This window comes from Arthrobacter alpinus (genome assembly GCF_900105965.1).
GTDB classification, from domain to species: Bacteria; Actinomycetota; Actinomycetes; order Actinomycetales; family Micrococcaceae; genus Specibacter; species Specibacter alpinus.
Window position 1 is genome coordinate 3288333 of the sequence record NZ_FNTV01000001.1, and the last position, 19339, is coordinate 3307671.

17 protein-coding genes are annotated in these 19339 nt (G+C 61.8%); 8 read left to right on the forward strand and 9 right to left on the reverse strand.

Annotated features, from left to right (window positions below):
* Positions 1-96: 96 nt before the first annotated feature.
* Positions 97-534 carry a MarR family winged helix-turn-helix transcriptional regulator gene (locus BLV41_RS15030; protein ID WP_074712330.1) on the forward strand — a complete coding sequence of 146 codons (438 nt, stop codon included), beginning with the start codon at positions 97-99 and terminating at the stop codon, positions 532-534.
* 106 nt (positions 535-640) lie between these two features.
* On the opposite strand, the gene BLV41_RS15035 is transcribed toward BLV41_RS15030, so the two are convergent.
* From BLV41_RS15035 to BLV41_RS15065, 7 genes are all read right to left on the reverse strand, one after another.
* Positions 641-1054 carry a VOC family protein gene (locus BLV41_RS15035; RefSeq protein ID WP_074712331.1) on the reverse strand — a complete coding sequence of 138 codons (414 nt, stop codon included), beginning with the start codon at positions 1052-1054 and terminating at the stop codon, positions 641-643.
* Positions 1055-1159: 105 nt separating this feature from the next.
* Positions 1160-2167 carry a siderophore-interacting protein gene (locus BLV41_RS15040; RefSeq protein WP_083360807.1) on the reverse strand — a complete coding sequence of 336 codons (1008 nt, stop codon included), beginning with the start codon at positions 2165-2167 and terminating at the stop codon, positions 1160-1162.
* Positions 2164-3072, reverse strand: coding sequence for an ABC transporter ATP-binding protein (locus BLV41_RS15045; protein WP_083360808.1), 909 nt, complete (start codon positions 3070-3072; stop codon positions 2164-2166). The genes BLV41_RS15040 and BLV41_RS15045 overlap by 4 nt, the downstream gene beginning before the upstream one ends.
* A gap of 1 nt (position 3073) precedes the next feature.
* The gene (locus BLV41_RS15050; protein WP_244516925.1) at positions 3074-4120 is read right to left on the reverse strand and encodes a FecCD family ABC transporter permease; all 1047 of its coding nucleotides are present in this window, start codon (positions 4118-4120) and stop codon (positions 3074-3076) included.
* Between the two features lie 2 nt (positions 4121-4122).
* Positions 4123-5244: a FecCD family ABC transporter permease gene (locus BLV41_RS15055; RefSeq protein ID WP_074712332.1), complete on the reverse strand. Its 1122-nt coding sequence runs from the start codon at positions 5242-5244 to the stop codon at positions 4123-4125.
* A 10-nt stretch (positions 5245-5254) separates the two neighbouring features.
* Positions 5255-6349, reverse strand: a complete 1095-nt coding sequence (locus BLV41_RS15060; RefSeq protein WP_074712333.1) for an ABC transporter substrate-binding protein — start codon at positions 6347-6349, stop codon at positions 5255-5257.
* A 91-nt stretch (positions 6350-6440) separates the two neighbouring features.
* The gene (locus BLV41_RS15065) at positions 6441-6932 is read right to left on the reverse strand and encodes a MarR family winged helix-turn-helix transcriptional regulator (protein ID WP_044574653.1); all 492 of its coding nucleotides are present in this window, start codon (positions 6930-6932) and stop codon (positions 6441-6443) included.
* A gap of 140 nt (positions 6933-7072) precedes the next feature.
* On the opposite strand from BLV41_RS15065, the gene BLV41_RS15070 reads away from it, so the two are divergent.
* A complete protein-coding gene (locus BLV41_RS15070; protein WP_074712334.1) occupies positions 7073-7708 on the forward strand; it encodes an NADPH-dependent F420 reductase in 636 nt (211 codons plus the stop codon).
* Positions 7709-7854: 146 nt separating this feature from the next.
* Here BLV41_RS15070 and BLV41_RS15075 read toward each other — a convergent pair whose 3' ends face one another.
* The gene (locus BLV41_RS15075) at positions 7855-8868 is read right to left on the reverse strand and encodes a glutathione S-transferase family protein (RefSeq protein ID WP_074712335.1); all 1014 of its coding nucleotides are present in this window, start codon (positions 8866-8868) and stop codon (positions 7855-7857) included.
* A 207-nt stretch (positions 8869-9075) separates the two neighbouring features.
* Between BLV41_RS15075 and BLV41_RS15080 the strand changes: the two genes are divergently transcribed.
* From BLV41_RS15080 to BLV41_RS15100, 5 genes are read left to right on the forward strand one after another with little or no spacing between them, the layout of a single operon-like run.
* Complete coding sequence (locus tag BLV41_RS15080; RefSeq protein WP_074713359.1) at positions 9076-10182, forward strand: ABC transporter ATP-binding protein; 1107 nt, start codon at positions 9076-9078, stop codon at positions 10180-10182.
* Positions 10182-10859 carry an ABC transporter permease gene (locus BLV41_RS15085; protein ID WP_074712336.1) on the forward strand — a complete coding sequence of 226 codons (678 nt, stop codon included), beginning with the start codon at positions 10182-10184 and terminating at the stop codon, positions 10857-10859. The genes BLV41_RS15080 and BLV41_RS15085 overlap by 1 nt, the downstream gene beginning before the upstream one ends.
* Positions 10799-11632 carry an ABC transporter permease gene (locus tag BLV41_RS15090; RefSeq protein ID WP_244516928.1) on the forward strand — a complete coding sequence of 278 codons (834 nt, stop codon included), beginning with the start codon at positions 10799-10801 and terminating at the stop codon, positions 11630-11632. Before BLV41_RS15085 ends, BLV41_RS15090 begins: the two co-directional genes overlap by 61 nt.
* Positions 11633-11660: 28 nt before the next feature.
* Complete coding sequence (locus BLV41_RS15095; RefSeq protein WP_074712337.1) at positions 11661-12608, forward strand: ABC transporter substrate-binding protein; 948 nt, start codon at positions 11661-11663, stop codon at positions 12606-12608.
* A 10-nt stretch (positions 12609-12618) separates the two neighbouring features.
* Positions 12619-14079 (forward strand): dihydrolipoyl dehydrogenase family protein, encoded by a 1461-nt coding sequence (locus tag BLV41_RS15100; RefSeq protein WP_074712338.1) that lies wholly within the window; start codon positions 12619-12621, stop codon positions 14077-14079.
* A gap of 51 nt (positions 14080-14130) precedes the next feature.
* On the opposite strand, the gene BLV41_RS15105 is transcribed toward BLV41_RS15100, so the two are convergent.
* Positions 14131-15267 (reverse strand): serine hydrolase domain-containing protein, encoded by a 1137-nt coding sequence (locus tag BLV41_RS15105; RefSeq protein WP_083360811.1) that lies wholly within the window; start codon positions 15265-15267, stop codon positions 14131-14133.
* A 120-nt stretch (positions 15268-15387) separates the two neighbouring features.
* On the opposite strand from BLV41_RS15105, the gene BLV41_RS15110 reads away from it, so the two are divergent.
* The gene (locus tag BLV41_RS15110) at positions 15388-18495 is read left to right on the forward strand and encodes an alpha-mannosidase (protein WP_074712339.1); all 3108 of its coding nucleotides are present in this window, start codon (positions 15388-15390) and stop codon (positions 18493-18495) included.
* Positions 18496-19339 lie beyond the last annotated feature (844 nt).

Below are 19339 nucleotides of genomic sequence, written 5' to 3' on the forward strand. Positions count from 1 at the left end.
CCACCTCCAATGGTGTGCGGGGTGCGGGACTCGCACCAACTAATACAGAGGTTACCTCACTATGTGGTTAGCTGTCAACTTTAGTATGCTGGTGCCATGGCCCCTCATGATGACTCACCCGATCTCGGCGAACTGTTTCACGCGGCATTCCGCGGTTTGCGCCGCACCTGGGCCGAACAATTGGCGCCCTGGGAGCTGACCCCTCATCAGTGGCGGGCGCTCATGACGCTGATGCGGCATCGGCCCGAGGCAGGCCCATGCGATGTCCGGCTCAAGGACTTGGCGGAACGCCTGCGCATAGCTCCGCGGTCAGCCACCGAGGTTGTGGATCAGCTGGAAACAAAGGGACTGGTACGCCGCGACCCCGATCCCACCGACAGGCGGGCCACCCTGATTGTGCCCACCGAGGCCGGGCTGGAGCTGTACAACAGCATCCGCATTGAACGCCGAGACAAGTCCAACGAGTATTTTGCGCGGCTCGGCGACGAGGACCGGGCTGAACTGGCCCGCATATTGGATCAACTGCGGGGCTAGCTCTTGAGCTCTCAACGAAGACGGGGCCACCCCGCGAGAACGGACATTCAAACACCCGTTTTCGCGAGTTGACCCCGTTTTGGCGGCTTCTCGTTTAGTGGCGCGACTACGCCTGAGGCGCTTCGGCGATGTTGACGAGCCACGGAACACCGAATTTATCGGTCAGCATGCCGAAGGTGTCGCCCCAGGGAGCCTTGGTCAGCTGCTCGGCGATGGTTGCGCCGTCGGCCAGCTTGTCCCACCAGCCACGGAGCACGGCTTCATCGTCACCGGAGAGGGACACACTGGAATTGGGTGAGAACTCCATGTGTGAGGGGACATCGGCACCCATAAGGACAACGTCGTTGTCACCCGTCAGCATGCCGTGCATGATCTTGTCCTTCTCCGCCGGCTCCTGGGTGGCTTGGAAGTCGCCGAACGTACTCAGCTCGAGCGTGCCACCAAAGACGCTCTGATAGAACTCCATGGCGTCGCGGGCGGTGTCCTGGAAGTTCAAATACGGGTTAAGTCGCGTGGTCATGATGCTGCTCCTTGATGTATTCGTGGAGAAAAGGAAAACCCGATCGGGATGAGTGAAATTATGCCTCGATTGGTAGGCCCTGTCAGCAGTTGTCCACAACTTGCCCTAGGAAAGCGCTTGGCCTTTGCGCCAGTAGCCCATGAACGCCACCGCGTTCCTGTCCATGCCGACATCACGGACCAGATAGCGGCGCAACTCGCGGATGGTTGCAGCTTCCCCGGCAATCCAGGCGTACAGTCCATGGCCTGCCGCCGCAACGGGGGTTTCCCACAAAATGGTGGCGTCAACATCAACGTCCTCGGGCTCCTCGCCGAGCTCGCAGGCGGCAGGGGCAATCAGTGCCCGGACCTGCCGGGACAGTTCAACACCGTGGTCCATCCCGTCACGGGCCAACCAACGAATTTCCATGTTGGCCGGCGATGAAATCGCCAGGAAGTCGCCCTTCGTAGGGACCTCCAAAACTGCGTGGCCGCTGACGTGGGCCGGGAGTGTTTCGAGAATCGCGGCAATGGCAGGAACTGCCGTCTCATCCCCTACCAGCAACAAGCGCTCCGCCTCCCCCGGCGCAAACTCAATGCCGAGGCAGTCTCCCCAGCGCGCGCACGGGCCAACGAGCATCAACGAGTCCCCGGGAATTGCTGCGGCGGCCCATTCGGCGGCCGGCCCGGACCCACCGTGGAGGTGCAGCACAAAGTCAATGTCCATTTCCGCCGCAATGGCGGGCTGGTCCCCGTGAGCAGGTACCGCCGGACGCAGGGCCCGGGCCGTGTAGGTGCGCATGACTCCGCGCACCGACTCATCCACAGCGAGCCAGCTTTGGTACCAGTCGTCCTGCAGCGAGCCGCGAATGTTACTCAATTCGGGCAGCGCATGACCCGGTGCAGGAATCATGACCTTGACGCGCAGATCCAGCGTCTGGCCCTCGGCATTGGAGCCAAACAGGGCAAGATCGGTGCCGGTAAAGGTGATGCGCCGGAAGTGTTCGCTCAATTGAGTCACTGCGCTGACCTTCAGATCGAAGGCCCGCATGGGCTTAATGGGGTCGTCCTCGAGAGAGCCGATGGAGGCCGCCTCTAGGCCAGTGGCGTTGTTTTCCAGGATTCCTGAACTCATGCCTGTGCTCCTTCTGCCGCAGGGGTCAACCGCGGCTCAACATCTGAAAATTTGTTTGCGGCGGCGTCTGCCAGCAGGGCCGCCCGGCGACCAATCGGGACCACCATGGGCGTGCCAACCACCGGGTCCGCAACCACTACCGATTCCAGCCCGAACACGTCCTGCACCAGCGCGGCGGTCAACACCTCGGCCGGCGCCCCTTGGGCCACGATGGCCCCGGATTTCATGGCGATCAGGTGGTCGGCGTAGCGTGCGGCCAAGTTCAGGTCGTGCAAGACAATCGCCACGGTGATCCCGCGGCGGGCGTTGAGCTCGGACACCACATCCAAAACCTCCACCTGGTGTGCCAGATCAAGGTAGGTGGTGGGCTCATCCAACAGCAGGACATCCGTCTGCTGGGCCAGCGCCATGGCAATCCACACCCGCTGACGCTGCCCACCGGAAAGCTCATCAATGCTGCGCCCAGCCAGCTCGGCCGTGCCGGTGACGTTTAGCGCTGCGGCCACGGCGTCGTCGTCGGCCGGGGTCCACTGCCGGAACCAGCCCTGATGCGGGCTGCGTCCGCGTCCCACCAGATCTGCCACGCTGATGCCGTCCGGGGCAGTGGGGGTCTGCGGCAAGATGCCCAGTTCGCGGGCAAGTTCGCGTGTGGGGACCTTGTGGATGTCAGTCCCGTTCAGATGCACGACGCCGGCGCTGGGTTTGAGAAGCCTGGCCAGACCGCGCAGCAAGGTGGACTTGCCGCAGGCGTTGGCTCCCACAATGATGGTCACCTTGCCCGCGGGTAGCTCAACGGTGAGGTCTTGAACAATGGAGCGCTCACCGTAGCCCAGTGACAAGTCTCGGGCGGAGAGCGTTGCGGCAGGCTTCGCTAAATGAGCGGCATGAGCTGAATGGTCTGTCATCTCAGCCTCCTTGATTGGCGCGGTTGGATGAGATGAGCAGCCAGAGCAGGAAGGGTGCACCCAGTGCGCCCGTGACCACTCCGACGGGAAGCGAGGTTCCAGGAATGGCGTTGATGGCCGCGAAGTTGGCGGCAAGGACAATGGCCGAACCCACCAGGGCTGACAGCGGCAGGCTGGCCGCTCCCCCGTTAAGGCGTTTGGCAATGGGCCCGGACAAGAACGCCACGAAGGCGATGGGGCCAGCAGCCGCTGTGGGGAATGCGGCCAACAGCACGCCAACGATCGTCAGCATCAGGCGTGCCCGCGGGACATTGAGGCCCAACCCGGAGGCGGTATCGTCCCCCAGTGCCAGCCCGCGCAGATCGCGCGATCCCCCGGCAATAAAGGGCAGCAGCAGCGCCATCGCGACGGCCAGAATGCCTGTCCGCTCCCAGTTTGCCGAGTTCAGTGATCCCGTCAGCCATACCATGATGTCCTGGGCGTTGGTGATGTCAGCACGCGATAGCAGAAAGGTGACGGCCGCCTGCATGAAGGCGGCCGCGCCAATGCCGATCAAGATCAGCCCGGTTCCGCCGCGCCCGCGAGCCAAGGCCGTAATCAGCAGGGCCACAAGCAGTGCGCCAATGATCGCCGCAACGGATACGCCCGCACCGCGCACACCGAAGAGCACCATGGCGGCAACGGCCGTGGCGCTGGCACCGTAGCTGATGCCGATGATGTCGGGGCTGGCGAGGGGATTTCGCAGCATGGACTGAAAAATGGTGCCAGCCATGCCGAAGGAGGCGCCGGCCAACAGGCCCAGCAGCGCCTGCGGTAGCTTGTTTTCCATGACAATGAAGCTGGCCCCGGGAATGGTTTTCCCACCGAGCATGGCGAAGAAGTCGGGGATTGTGACGGTGTAGCTGCCGAGCAGAATATTGACGGCGAGCAAGGCAAATACCAGCAGGCCCAAGGTTCCGGTCACTAAAGTTCGACGCCGGCGGGGAGCCTTCCGCGCCTCACGCACCCAAGCGCCAGTGGCCGGAGCGGCAATGGTTTTCTCAAGCATGCTCATAGTTCTGCCCGCTTTCCGCGGCGCACTACGGCGATGAAGACTGGGGCGCCGATGAGTGCCGCGACAATGCCGGCGGGCACCTCACCGGGAAGCAACACCACACGCCCCAGAACATCGGCCAGCAGCAAGATGGACGGTGCGGCGAGCAGTGACAAAGGCAGCAGCCAGCGGTAATCCGATCCCACCAGCCCGCGCAAGAGGTGCGGGACCACCAGCCCAATAAAGCCAATGGGTCCGGCCAGCGCGGTGGCCGATCCGCAGAGCAGCACAATGCCAATAGCCGAGATGGCGCGGCCCAGCCCGGGGCGTTGACCCAGCCCGCGGGCCATGTCATCTCCCAACGCCAAGGTGTTCAAGAGCCGCCCGGAGCTCAGCAGGATAAGCGCGCCAATCACCACAAAGGGCACGACAGCGAGTACGGATTCCCAGGATTTTCCGGCCAGTGCACCCACCTGCCAGCTGCGGAACAAATCCAGCGAGTTTTGGCTCGTGACCAGCATGGCGCTCATGAGTGATCCCATGCCTGCTGCCATCGCGGCCCCGGCCAGCGCCAACTTTACGGGCGTTGCGCCGCTGCGACCCAAACTAGCCACCGAGTACACCACCACGGCGGCAACAGCGCTGCCGATGAACGCAAACCATAGGTAGCTCGAGACGCTGGCCGCGCCGAAGAAGAAGATGCCTGCCACCACGGCCAGTGAAGCGCCGGCGTTGACCCCAAGGATGCCGGGATCGGCCAATGGATTGCGGGCCACACCCTGCATGGAAGTTCCGGCCAGGCCAAGGGAAAGGCCAACCACCAGGCCCGCCACGGTTCGTACGATGCGCGAGGCAACCACGGCGTGATCACCATTGGTGGGGTCAAAACTCAGCAGGGCGTCCACAACGGTGGGTAGTGGAATGCTGCGCGCACCAACAGCAAGAGAGAGCAGGAAAATCAGGACAAGGGCAGCAACAAGCGCCGCAAGCCACGCGAGGCGGCGGCGGTCGCTGATCGTCTGGGGACCGGCGGTCACCGTTGCGGCGCTACCTCCGGCAAGCCCCGCGGCCGCGAGGGAAGAGCGCGACGCCGTTTCCGGCGTCGTGCCTTTCCTCGCGGCAGCTGGTGCGCTTGTCACGAATGAATCCTTAGGCCTTGTCTGCTGCCTCTGCCAACTGAGGCAGGAACGCGTCCAGGGCCCAGGGCAGGCTCAGGGGAGATGAAGCCGAAATGGCCAGGGTCAGCATCTCGTCGCTGTCGGCAACGAAGGCGCCGCTCTTGACGGCAGGGATCTGGCCCAGGAGGGGATCCTTGGCGATGGCTTCCTTGGTCTTGTTGTCCGGAACCCAGCTGACGAATACCTGGGAATCAAGCTCGTTGGCCTTTTCGGCGGACCACGGGAGGTAGAACTCCTTGGTGCCCTTTTCGGCCGCCACCACAACAGGTGCCAGCTTCATGCCAATGCTCGTGAGGAACTTGGGACGGTTGTCGCCGGAAAGGTAAACGTTGACGCCGTCGCTCTTGGCCGGCTCAAGGTTGCCGTAGATGAAGGTCTTGCCAGCGATTTGCGGGTACTTGGCAGCCTGATCGGCAATGGTCTTCTCGGTCGCTGCGATGAGCTCCTTGGCTGCTGCCGACTTGCCCAGAGCTGCGCCGATCATGGTGGTGGAATCCTGCCATGAGGTGCCGTAGGCGGCCTCCGGGAAAGCGATGACGGGGGCGATCTTGCTGAGCTTGTCGTAGTCTTCCTGCGTCAGACCCGAGTAGGCAGCGAGGATGATGTCAGGGGTGGTCTTGGCGATCTCGGTGAAGTTAATGCCATCAGCCTCGGAGTACGTTGCCGGTGCCTTGTCGCTGCCAATGGCGGCCCCGGCCTTTTCCAGCGCGGCGTCCTTCCACGCGGTGGAGAACTGCTCATTGCCGCCCCATTCGTTCTTGGGCATACCCACGGGGACAACGCCCAGGGCAATGGCAACATCGTCATTGACCCAGGAAACGGTGGCCACGCGTACGGGGGCGGCCTTGATGACGGTCTCACCGTAGATGTGCTTGACGGTGACGGGGAAGGTATCGGCAGATGCCTGCGTGCCCTGCGAGCCGGATTCGCCCACGGCGCCCGTTGAGCAGCCGGCCAGGCCCACTCCCAAGGCCGCAACCGATGCAAAAAGGCCCAGCTTCAGAGACTGACGACGTGAAAATTCCAATGCATTTCCTAACGGTGACCTAAGACGAAGGCTTGCCATGCTTAGGCAAGCCTTAGCTACACTACGGCATTAAAATCCATTAGGAAACATTTTGCTGCCCTATTGTAACTATGGGCAATGTCACACTTTCCTAGGGTGCCGGGGTGCGCAGCGTCCAGTGTGATTCATCCAGGCCGCGGATGAGCTTGGTGCCTATCCGGGCCAGATCGGCCACATCCTTGGCATTGAGCTGATCGAAAACCACGGCTCGGACCGACTCCACATGCATGGGCGCCAGCGTGCGAATGAGGTCAAGGCCGACGCCGGTAATGGTCACCACCGTGACGCGGGCGTCATCCACGTGCACGGAACGCTCCACATAGCCGCGGCCCTGCAGCTTCTTGACAACATGCGAAAGCCGCGACAGGGATGCACTTGTCCGCGCGGCAAGTTCACTCATGGGCAAGGTTGCCTTGGCCTCCTCGGAGAGCATGGCCAAGACGTTGTACTCAAAAAGGGACAGCTTGGCTGCCTGCTGAAGCGGGGACTCGAGCGCCCCGGGCAGCAGCGTGGTGGTGGACAGTAGCGCCAACCATGCGGCTCGTTCCTCGGCGCTCAGCCAGCGCGGTTCCAACTCGTTCATGGCGCCATCTTTTCACGATTACCTGAGTGCAGTGGCTTCATCTAATATTTTTACTTGACACTTCAACTAAGTTGATTTACGCTTTAGTTGTAGCTTCAAGTAAATGACTTCCAGCCACTCCCAATGAAAGCAGGATCATCATGAACACCATCACCATCATCGGTACCGGAAACATGGCACGCGGCATTGCAACCCGAACCCTCGCAGCTGGTCGAAACGTTGAACTTCTGAACCGTGACGCAGACAAGGCAGCCGCATTCGCCGCCGAGTTCGGCACCAACGCAACTTCTGGCACCGTGGGCCAGGCACCCGCCGGCGACATCGTTGTTCTGGCCGTTCCGTTCGACGCCGCCAAGGAAATTGTTTCCTCCTACGGCGCCGCTCTCGCCGGCAAGACGGTTATTGACATCACCAACCCAGTGAACTTCGAGACCTTCGATTCCCTGGTTGTTGCGCCCGGCACCTCCGCCGCCGAAGAAATCGCCGCACTGACCCCGGCCAATGTAGTCAAGGCCTTCAACACCACGTTTGCCGGCGCCTTGGTAGCTGGCGAAACCGAAGGCCAGATCCTGGACGGCTTCATCGCCGGCGACAACGCAGAAGCAACGGCCGCCGTGGCCTCCCTCATGGCCGACGGCGGAATGCGCCCCATCGTGGTTGGCCCGCTGAAGCGTTCACGTGAGCTGGAAGGCTTCCAGTTCCTGGTCATGACCCTCCAGGCCAACCCCGCCTTCGAGACCTTCAACTGGAACACCGGCCTGAAGATCGTCGGCTGACTTTTCCCACGGTGACGGGCGGAGAAGCCGGTATTTCCGTAGGCGACGTAGAGGAGAGCTAAAGGCCGCCAGCGGCCATAGCTCGGATAGTCGCCGAGGGAATGCCGACTTCTCCACCCGTATGCCGATTATTGACTCTGTCGAAATCAGTCGTGCACAGGACGCGTGGGGGCCGTGCCGTTTCCGAAGGGGCTTCCGCCCAGGGACTCGCGGCCGTGCGCCGTCGTCCAACCGGCGGTGTCCGGACCCTTGGGGATGATCTGGGTGGGGTTCAGATCCTCATGCACCACGTAATAGTGTTCCTTGATCTGTTCAAAGTTCACGGTGTCGCCAAAGCCGGGCGTCTGGAAGAGGTCGCGGGCGTAGGCCCACAGCACGGGCATCTCAACGAGTTTATTGCGGTTGCACTTGAAGTGTCCGTGGTAGACGGAGTCGAAACGCACCAGCGTGGTGAAGAGACGCACATCGGCTTCGGTGATGGTCTCACCCATGAGGTAGCGCTGCGTGGCGAGGCGTTCCTCGAGCCAATCCAGGGCGGTGAACAGGCGGTCATAGGCTGCGTTGTACGCTTCTTGGCTGCCGGCAAAGCCGCACCGGTACACACCGTTGTTGACCTCGGTGAACACGCGCTTATTCACAACCGCCATCTCTTCACGCAGCGCCTCCGGATACAGATCGGGGGCTCCTTCGCGATGAAATTCGCCCCACTCAGTGGAGAAGTCGAGAGTCATTTGCGGGAAGTTGTTCGTCACCACGGCGCCACTTGCCACATCCACCATGGCCGGGACCGTGATGCCCCGCGGGTAGTTGGGGGTGCGCTTAAAGTAGGCGTCCTGCAGGCGTTCAATGCCCAAGACCGGGTCCACACCGCCCTCGTCCAGATCGAACGTCCACGATCGCTGGTCATGCGTGGGGCCGCACACACCAATGGAGATTGCGCCTTCCAGCCCTAGTAGCCGGCGGACAATGGTGGATCGATGCGCCCACGGGCAGGCGCGCGCCACCACTAAGCGGTAGCGCCCAGCTTCCACGGGATATCCATCGAGTGCATCGGCGGTAATCCGGGTTTCAATGTAGTTGGTGTCACGGGTGTACTCGCCGCCTGTAACGTAAAGTCCCTTGGTGCTGAAGTCAGTCGCTGCCGTGGCGTTTGTGTCCATGGAGCCAGCCTAAGACACCCGACTCACCCCTTGAGGCGCTTTACGTGGCAATTGTGGCCTGACTATGATCAACAGGCACCAGGTGAACGATCCACAAGAGCGGCACCCACAGTGAGGACGAACCCCATGACGGCCCAAGACTCCACCGTCGAAACCCAGTCCACCAGCATGCCCGGGCAGAATTTGGCCGAGCGGACTGGCCGCGCCATGGTTGAATTCCGTGGGGTCAGCAAGATCTACCAAACGGGCAACCCGGCAGTCGATAACCTCAATCTCAGCATTGAAAGCGGCAAGATCACCGTGTTTGTTGGCCCATCGGGCTGCGGCAAAACCACGTCCCTTCGGATGATTAACCGCATGGTTGAACCCACCTCCGGCACCATCACCGTTGATGGCCGCGATGTCAGCACCATCCCCGCCCACGAGCTGCGCCGATCCATGGGCTACGTCATGCAGCAGGCAGGATTGCTGCCGCATCGTACCGTGATCGAAAACATTTCAACCGTGCTGCGACTGAACAAGGTTCCGCGAGCGCAAGCCCGCGAGCGTTCCCTGGAATTGTTGAAGACAGTAGGTTTGCCCGAGTCCATGGCCAACCGCTACCCCAACCAACTGTCCGGCGGGCAGCAGCAGCGCGTAGGTGTTGCCCGGGCCCTGGCCGCGGATCCTCCAGTCCTGCTCATGGACGAGCCCTTCTCCGCTGTTGATCCGGTGGTGCGGGCCGAGCTTCAACAGGAGTTGTTGCGGCTTCAGCGAGACTTGGCCAAGACCATCATTTTTGTCACGCACGACATCGATGAAGCCACCATCCTCGGTGACCGTGTGGCTGTTTTTGCCGTGGGTGGTCGAGTGGCCCAGTATGCACCGCCGGAAGAAATTCTCCGCGCCCCCGTCGATGATTTCGTGGCCAACTTTGTTGGCCGCGACCGTGGCTTCCGCCGGCTTTCCTTCAGCACGGGCGAGTCCGTGCCCATTCACCCCGCCAATGCCGTGCTGTGGAACAGCGCTTCCCCAACGAACGACGTCGAAGCTGCCGCAGCCCCACGCGATTCCAACGCCTCACGCTGGGCACTGGCAGTCGACGCGGATAATCACCCGCTGGGCTGGCTGGCCCACGGTTCCACTTCGGGACCCCTCATACCCGGAGGATCGCTCTTCCATGCCGGCGATCCGCTGCGCAATGCCTTGGACGCTGCATTGTCCTCCCCGTCGGGGTTGGGCGTCGCCGTGGATGCGGACGGTCAGGTCACGGGCCTGGTCAAGGCTTCCGAGGTGCTCGCTGCCATCGAGTCCGTCCGTGAAGGCCTCAGCTGATGCAGTGGTTTCTGGCTAACCTGCCGCAGGTCCTCAACCTGACCGGTTACCATCTGGTCCAGGCCGTGGTGCCGCTGGTGCTGAGCGTCATCATTGCCGTGCCGTTGGCGCAGCTGGCGCGCGTCAATAAGGTGGCTGGCGGCATTATCTTGTCTGCCGGATCGTTGCTGTACACGGTCCCCTCGCTGGCTTTGTTTGTGATTTTGCCATCCGTGCTGGGGACCAAAATTCTGGATTTCACAAATATCATCGTGGCTTTAACCATCTATGCCGTGGCTCTCTTGGTCCGTTCCACCCAGGACGCGTTGAACTCTGTGGACGATTCCCTCCGGCAATCGGCAACCGCTATGGGGTTCAGGCCCCTGCAGCGCTTTATGAAAGTGGACCTGCCACTGTCCATCCCAGTCCTTTTTGCCGGGCTGCGAGTCATCTCCGTCAGCAATATTTCCCTTGTGACTGTTGGTTCTCTGTTGGGCATTCCCAGTCTGGGCTTTCTCTTCACTGACGGCTTACAGCGCAACTTCCCCACTGAAATCGTGGTCGGAATCCTCGGCACGCTGGTCTTGGCACTGCTTATGGATGTGGTGTTGGTCATGCTGCAGAAGCTGCTGACGCCATGGCTGCGGACCAGCAAATCTGCGCCGGCAATGCAGCGCACGGCGGCGGTGTCGGCATGAGCATCCTCGCCCTGGCACTGCCCCTGGCAGCACGCCCAAGCACCACCTACACGGCCAAGGACCCTTTTAGCCAAGGCTGGCAGTGGCTGACCGATCCACTTAACTGGCAGGGGCCCTTGGGCGTTCCCGTGCGGATTGTTGAACACCTCGGCTATGCAGGACTGACCTTGCTGATCTCCCTCGCCATTGCGGTCCCCCTCGGCCTGTACGTGGGTCACACGGGCCGGGGACGCGGCGTGGTGGTTTCACTGGCAGGGATGTTGCGGGCCCTTCCGACGCTGGGCATCATGACGTTGTTTGCACTGCTTGCCACCTCCTCCCTCTCGCTCATGCCGGCCATCTGGTCGTTAGTGCTGCTGGCCGTGCCGCCGATCTTGACCGGCACGTACGCCGGCATTGCGGCGGTGGATCGCGAAATTGTGGACGCCGCGCGCAGCATGGGCATGACCGAGCGGCAAATCCTCTTTGGTGTGGAGGTGCCAAATGGCTTGTCCGTCATGCTTGGCGGCTTGCGCTCGGCTGTGCTGCAGATCCTCTCAACCGTGGCGGTCGTGGCCTTTATCAGCCTCGGCGGGTTGGGCCGGTACATCATTGATGGACTAGCCGTTCAGGACTATGGTCAAGTATTGGGCGGGGCCGTGGTGATTGCCGTTCTAGCCATCGCCATTGACGGGCTACTGGCCTTGCTGCAACGGGTTGTGGTTTCACCGGGTTTGCGAAGCGTCAGAGTAGCCTCCGAGCAGGAGCTCCCTGTTCTTCCATCGATTTCTTAGCAATGAAACAAACTACAGGAGTCTAAACATGAGCAAGAATTCTTGGTCCTCACGCCGCGCGTTCCTTGGTGCTGCAGCCGGGCTTTCGGTGGCACTTGCCGTGACGGCGTGTGGCGGCGGCGACCCGCTCGGTGCAGCCAGTTCCAGCGGCGGTGCCGCAGGTGGTGGCGCCGTGGTGGTCGGTTCGGCCAACTTCCCGGAGAATGCCATCTTGGCCGAAATTTACGCGGGAGCCCTGAACGCGGCTGGCGTGAACGCCTCCACCAAATTGAACATTGGCGCCCGTGAGGTCTACATGAAGGCGCTCGAGGACGGGTCAATTGACGTGGTCCCCGAATACACTGGCAACCTGCTGGGCTACCTTGACACCAGCAACACCGTAGTTGACGGACCCGGCATTTTGGCTGCTCTGCCGGCCAAAATGCCAACAGGGCTAAGCATCCTGGATGCGGCTTCTGCAGAAGACAAGGACGCCATTGTTGTGACGGCAGAAACGGCCGCTAAATACAGCTTGAAGTCCATCGCAGATCTGACCCCCGTATGTGGGGAGTTGACGCTCGCGGCGCCGTCGGAATTCCAGACCCGCCCGTACGGCCTGCCCGGCTTGAAAAAGCTGTATGACTGCGTTCCCAAGAGCTTTGTGCCCTTTAGCGCCAGCAGTGAGGCACTGAATCTCAAGGCACTGCTCAACAATGAAGTGCAGATGGCCGATATCTTCACCACGTCCCCCGAAATCACCGCGAACAAGCTGGTGGTTTTGGATGATCCCAAGGGTTTGATCGGCGCCCAGCAGGTGGCGCCTGTCGTCAAGACGGACAAGCTCAGCGATGCCGGAACAACGGCATTGAACAACGTCTCCAAGCAGCTCACAACGCAGGACCTGATCGCCTTGCGCACCCAGGTTGAGGGCGATCAAAAAATGGATCCCAAGGCCGCCGCAACGCAGTGGCTCAAGGACAAGGGCATCACCAAGTAAGGAGCTTTCCATGGCCGCCGCGGAAGAAGTCGATGTTGTTGTGCTCGGAATGGGTCCCGGCGGCGAGTCGGTGGCCGGGGAACTGGCCGCCGCCGGCCTGAGTGTGGTGGGGGTGGAAGCCAGGCTCGTGGGTGGCGAATGCCCCTACTACGGCTGCGTGCCGTCCAAAATGATGATCCGGGCCGGCAATGTGGTGGCCGAGGCGCTGCGGGTCCCTGGGCTCGCCGGCACGGTGCAACTCACCCCCGATTTCTCCAAAGTGGCCGGGCGCATCCGTTCCGAAGCCACCGACAACTGGGATGATGCCGTCGCGGCCAAGCGCTTCACCGACAAGGGCGGGCGCTTGGTGCGGGGCACCGGTCGGCTCACCGGCTCGCTCGAGGTTACGGTTTCAACGTCCGACGACGGGGATCTCATCTTTCGGGCCCGTCTGGCGGTCGTAGTCAATCCGGGCACCAATCCGACCATCCCGTCAGTACCGGGGCTGGAGGGCACACCGTTCTGGACTAATCGGGAAGCCGTTCAGGCTGAGTCGGCACCCAAATCGCTGGCAGTTCTCGGTGGTGGTCCCATTGCCGTGGAGCTGGCGCAGGCGTTCACCCGGTTCGGCACCAAGGTGACCATGGTGTTGCGGGGTTCCTCATTGTTATCGCGTTCGGAACCGGAGGCCGGCGAACTGCTGGCTCAGGTCTTTCGCAGCGAGGGCATCAAGATCCTGCACAACAAGGAGGTCACAGGTGTTGTGCAGTCCCGCGGACGGTTCCGTCTCGCGTTGGCTGATTCTTCCTCTGGTAAAGCTCCCGGTGACGGAGCTCGCGGCTCCGGAGTGTCCCAGCTGTCAGCAGAAAAATTCCTGGTGGCCACCGGTCGCACCGCGCGGCTCTCGCCCTTGAATCTGGCCGCGGCAGGTGTCGAGTGGGACGGCTCGGTTGCGCCGGCTGTGGACCCGCACATGCAACTTACCGACGGCGTTTATCTGATCGGTGACGCCGCAGGAGAGGGCGCTTTCACGCACATGTCCATGTATCAGGGCAACATTGTGGCCGGCCACATCCTCGCCCGGCATGCACAACAGCAGGGTGATTCGCAGCCGCCCGACAGAGGCGCCACCGAATCCCATGCCGTGCCCAACGTGACGTTCACCGATCCGGAGGTAGGATCCGTGGGGCTCACGGAAAAGCAGGCCAGGGACGCGGGACTGAGTATCCGGGTTGGCCTTACGAAATTGGACGCATCTACGCGTGGCTGGATCCACAAGTCCGGGAATCAGGGCTTCATTAAGATCATTGAAGACACCCAAACCGGAGTTTTGGTGGGGGCAACGTCCGCCGGTCCAAGTGGCGGAGAAGTTCTCTCCGCATTGGTATTGGCCGTACACGCCCGCATTCCCGTCGCCACACTGAAAACGATGATCTACGCCTACCCTACGTTCCACCGTGCTATTCCCGAGGCTCTGGCCGCCCTGAAATAGCACCCGAAGTCACTGGCGGCGGCTCAGCTGGGAGGCCCAGCCCAGGCGAATCTATCCGGCCAGAATGGCTCGGCGAACTGCGGCGCTGAGCTGCATGCTGCGGCTGGCTGTGCCACCCTCTTCATTCCAGGCCGGGACGTAGCCAAAGCCAACCCCGTACAGCGGGTCCGCAAATCCCAGTGCTGCGTTGGCGCCGTCGTGCCCAAAAGCCTGAGCACTGCCAAAATCCATGCGCGGGTTTGCTTTCATGAACGTCACGGCAAAGGAACTCATCTCGCAGAACACCCGGTCCAGCCCCCACACCTGTTCCTGGCTCATGAGTCCAATGGTTTCCGATGTCAGGTACGGCGGCAGGCCGTCGATGCCCGTGAGAGCACCGGCGTACACGCGAGCCAGTCCATCGGCCGAACCAACCCCGGCACCGCTGCAGCTGCCAGCCGCGCGGACGCTGCGAACGTTGGGCAGTTCCAGCAGGTTTCCGGCCTGCACGTTGCCGGACACTCCGGCAATCGAGCCGGGGTCAAGGAAGAACGGTGCGGGTGCCTCATCGAAGAGCACGGGGCGGAAGCGCGGCTCCTCGGTCTCTGGAAGTCCCAGGAACATATCGGCCGCGTACGGTGCGCGGATACGACTCTCATAAACATCCTGCAAACGCAGGCCCGTCACCCGGCGGCACAGTTCCTCGAGGAACACGCCCATGGTGAGCGCGTGGTAGCCAAACGTACCGCTTCCGGGGCGCCACATCGGGGGCAGCGCGGCCAGCCGGGCCGCCACCGCGGGCACATCGTTGTAATCCTCCATGGCGAATCCGCCTTGCACACCCACCAACCCTCCCTGGTGCGAAAGGAGCTGACGGACCGTCACGGCGTCCTTGCCGTTTTGCGAAAATTCGGGCCAATACGTGGCTACTGTGGCGTCTAGATCGATCAACCCGTCCTGCACCAGCAGGCTGAAGGCGAGCGCCGCTACTCCCTTGGAGCAAGAAAACACGCCCGTGAGCGAATCTGCGGCGCAGTCCGGCCCTCCCACCAGATCCACAACCTTGCTTCCCCCAACATAAACGGCCAGCTGCGCGCTGTAGCGGGGATCGGCGTCGAGCATTGAATCAAAGAGCTCCCGCACGCCTGCGAACTGTTCGGTGATAAATCCTTGGGATCTGCCGGTGTCCGGCTGCTGTGAGATCGTCATGGATCCACTCTAGGGAATTCCGGCCGCGCGCAGGAATCCCCAACCCCTCCCGTCTCTGGCGCGCACGTCGCACTAGACTGACAATTGCCCCTCCTCCCCCGTTCTGGAAGGCTCTTGCCCATGCATGACAAACACGGCCTGATACAAAACCGGCTCAAACGAGTCCTGACGGAACGGATCATCCCGGCCATCCACACCCCCGTGGCTCCCTTGGAACTTTCGGCGTGGCACGTAGATGGAGGACAGGGCGAACCGGTCTCCCCTGCCGTGGCCCTGCCCACCTCCAACCCTTCCGACGATGCACGCTATGCGCCCTTTTCCGTGGGCGAAAAGTGGGGCCCGGCATGGGGCACCAGCTGGATTCATGTAACGGGCACTGTTCCGCCGGAGTCCCGCGGTGCCAAGGTGGAGCTGGTCGTGGATCTGGGGTTTAGCCAGTCCTGGCCGGGCTTCCAGGCAGAGGGCCTCGTCTACCGCCCCGACGGCACCACCATCAAGGCGCTGAACCCGCTCAACACCTGGGTCCCCGTAGCCGAAACCGCTCAGGGCGGGGAAACCATCGACCTCTACGTTGAGGCCGCAGCAAACCCCTTCGTCTTCACCGACAACCCCTTCATTCCCACGCAGTTGGGTGAAAAATTCACCGCCGGCGACGCCCCGCGCTACACCATGGCCCGCGCCGACATCAACATTTTCAACACCGAGGTGTGGGAACTGGTCCAGGATCTTGAGGTGCTGGACCAGCTGGCGGCCGAGCTGGATTTGGGCAGCCCCCGCCGCTGGGACATTCTCTATGCGCTGGAACGCGCGCTCGACGCCGTATCCCTCACCGACATACCCGGCACTGCCACCGCGGCCCGCGCCCTGCTTGTGGGTGTTTTGGCACAGCCGGCCAACGCCAGCGCCCACCAGATCACGGCCATTGGGCACGCCCACATCGACTCGGCATGGTTGTGGCCCGTGCGCGAAACGGTGCGCAAGGTGGCCCGTACGGCCTCCAATATGGTGAATTTGCTGGACGAAAATCCCGAGTTTCAGTTCGCCATGTCCTCCGCCCAACAATACGAGTGGCTCAAGGAGCACCGGCCTGAGGTGTTCGCCAGGGTAAAAGACGCCGTGGCGCAGGGCCGTTTCGTCCCGGTGGGCGGCATGTGGGTGGAGTCCGACACCAACATGGTGGGCTCCGAGGCCATGGCCCGCCAATTCGCCTACGGCCAGCGTTTCTTCAGGGAGAACTTCGGCATGGAGTGCCAGGAGGTGTGGCTGCCGGACTCCTTCGGCTACTCCGCCGCGCTGCCGCAAATTGTGAAGCAGGCCGGCGCCAAGTGGTTCCTGACGCAGAAAATCTCCTGGAACACCGTCAACAAGTTCCCGCACCACACCTTTAATTGGGAGGGCATTGACGGCACTCGCGTGTTCACGCACTTCCCGCCGGTGGACACATACAACTCCCAGCTGTCCGGCGCCGAACTGTCCCATGCCGTGAGCAACTTCCGGGACAAGGGGGCGGCGAAGAATTCGCTGGTTCCCTTTGGCTGGGGCGACGGCGGCGGCGGGCCCACGCGTGAAATGCTGGCCCGCGCCAAGCGCACCAAGAACCTTGAAGGCTCCGCGCAGGTCACCATCCAAACCCCCGCAGAGTTCTTCACGGCCGCCCAAGCCGAGTACCCCAACGCCCCGGTATGGAAGGGCGAGCTGTACCTTGAACTGCACCGCGGCACCTACACCTCGCAGGCGCTGACCAAGCAGGGCAACCGAAGCAGCGAACACCTGCTGCGCCAGGCGGAACTGTGGAGCGCCACCGCCGCCACGCGCGGGCTGATCGACTACCCCTACGAGGAACTGGACCGTCTCTGGAAACTGGTGCTGCTGAACCAATTCCACGACATCCTGCCCGGCTCCTCCATCGCCTGGGTGCACCGCGAAGCCGCCGAAAGCTACGCCCGGATCGCCAGCGATCTCGAAGCCATCATCAGCCCGGCACTGCTCGCCCTGGCACCGTTTGCCGAACCGCTCGACCCCGGGTCGGAGCAGGATTTCGCGAACACCACGCTCTTCAACGCCTCTCCCTACCCGCGCCGCGGCATCGCCCCGCTCAGCGCGGGCGTCGCGGCGCCACACACCACCAAGGTGACGGCAGAGCGCAACGGCGCTGACGTCGTCGTGCGCAACGGCCTCATCACAGTGCGTTTCGGCGCGGACGGCGTCATCAGTTCCATCGTTGATGTGGCGGCTGACCGTGAGCTGGTGCCGGCCGGGCAGGGCGCCAACCTGCTGCAGCTGCACGCCGATTTCCCCAACATGTGGGACGCCTGGGACATTGACGAGTTTTACAAGAACACGGTGACTGACCTTCGCGAGCTGGATTCGATGGAGGTGACCATGCTGGGCGAGCAGCCCGAGATCACCATCAAGCGCAGTTTCCGAAGCTCGCACATCACCCAGCGCGTGCGCATTTCCCCCGACTCCAAGATCATCACTGTCTACACCGACGTCGACTGGCACGAGCAGGAGACACTGCTCAAGGCTGCGTTCCCGCTCGATGTGCACGCCGATCATGCCCGGTTTGAGACGCAGTACGGGCACATCCAGCGCGCCACGCATGAGAACACGTCCTGGGACAACGCCCGCTTTGAGGTCTGCGCGCACCGCTGGGTGCATGTGGGCGAGCCCGGATTTGGTGCGGCTGTCATCAACGACTCCACCTACGGCCATGATGTGTCCCGGCACCCCGGCGCCAACGGTTCCAGCTTCACCACCGTGCGCCTGTCGCTGCTGCGCGGGCCGCGCTTCCCCGACCCGGAGACCGACCAGGGGCAACATTCCTTCAGCTATGGGCTCGTGGTGGGCGCAGAGGTGGCGGACGCCGTGGCCGCCGGCTATGCCATGAACCTGCCGTGGCGTGGCACGCACAGCTCGGGCGACGCCGTCGAACCCCTTGTCGGCACCGATTCTCAGGCAGCCCTCATTGAGGCCGTCAAGCTAGCGGACGACCGAAGTGGCGACGTCATTGTGCGCCTGTACGAGCCCCTGGGCGCCCGTGCACAGCTCACGCTGAACGCCTCCTTCCCCATTGCTTCCGTGGTGGAGAACAACCTGCTTGAACAGCCCTACGACGCCGGATCCCTCACCGTTCGTGCCGCCAACAGCGAGAACACCAGCCAGGTCCGTCTTCTGTTGCGTCCATTCCAGATTTTGACTCTCCGCCTGCGCCGGGAAGCCAGCTAGGAGCCATTTCACCGCAGTAAAACTCGCGTCTGCTACTACCCAGATAAACCGCTTATCACATATGGCACTTTCCTGCTTCCCTTACGGAACTATCCAAGAAGACAGCCATAAGGCCGGACCTTATCCAAAAGGTAGGGCCTGGCCCATGCACCTTTCCAAAGATTCACAGCCCTGGCCTCAAAACGCCGGCAATAAGTTTGAAAATCGCCTGCGCTGCTCCAATAAACCCATCGTCTGGCTTAAAATTGCCAGGCAATCCCACCTGACGAATCATCCAAATGGATAGGGCGGGCATTCAATAATTTACATGAAATTAATTAATACTTACTTTCGCTTCTCCCCGCGCCCCCGAATACTCGGGGCGTCGGTTACGCAAGAAATCAAGGAATGAGCAGATCACGGCGGCTTACGTCCCTAGAAAATGGGCGAATTCTTTATGACAGAGATTTGTCATGATCCAAATACTGCACATTGCAGGGACTTGAAGCAGTCCAAGATTTTAATAAACTAATGATGCACGCCGATCTATTACTAATTGGTAAGGATCTGATTTCAACGACTACACGAAAGGGCCGAAAAATGTTGACTAACCTTCTTGACATCATCATTGCACTCCTCCGCTCACTGGGCCTGTAAGTCTAAAGGCGCCTTGCAACGTGACTGGCGGGAATCAAAGAATCAGCCTTTGATTCCCGCCAGCAGTTTCTTAGTCAATTATTATTCCCTTTATTGGAATAATTCGACAAGCCCCTTCTCCTTTAGTCTCACTTGCGCCCGGCACGCGCACCCCTAGCCGCCACTCCTACCGAGTAGTAGGCTCGCAGCTATCGAGCTAATCACCGGA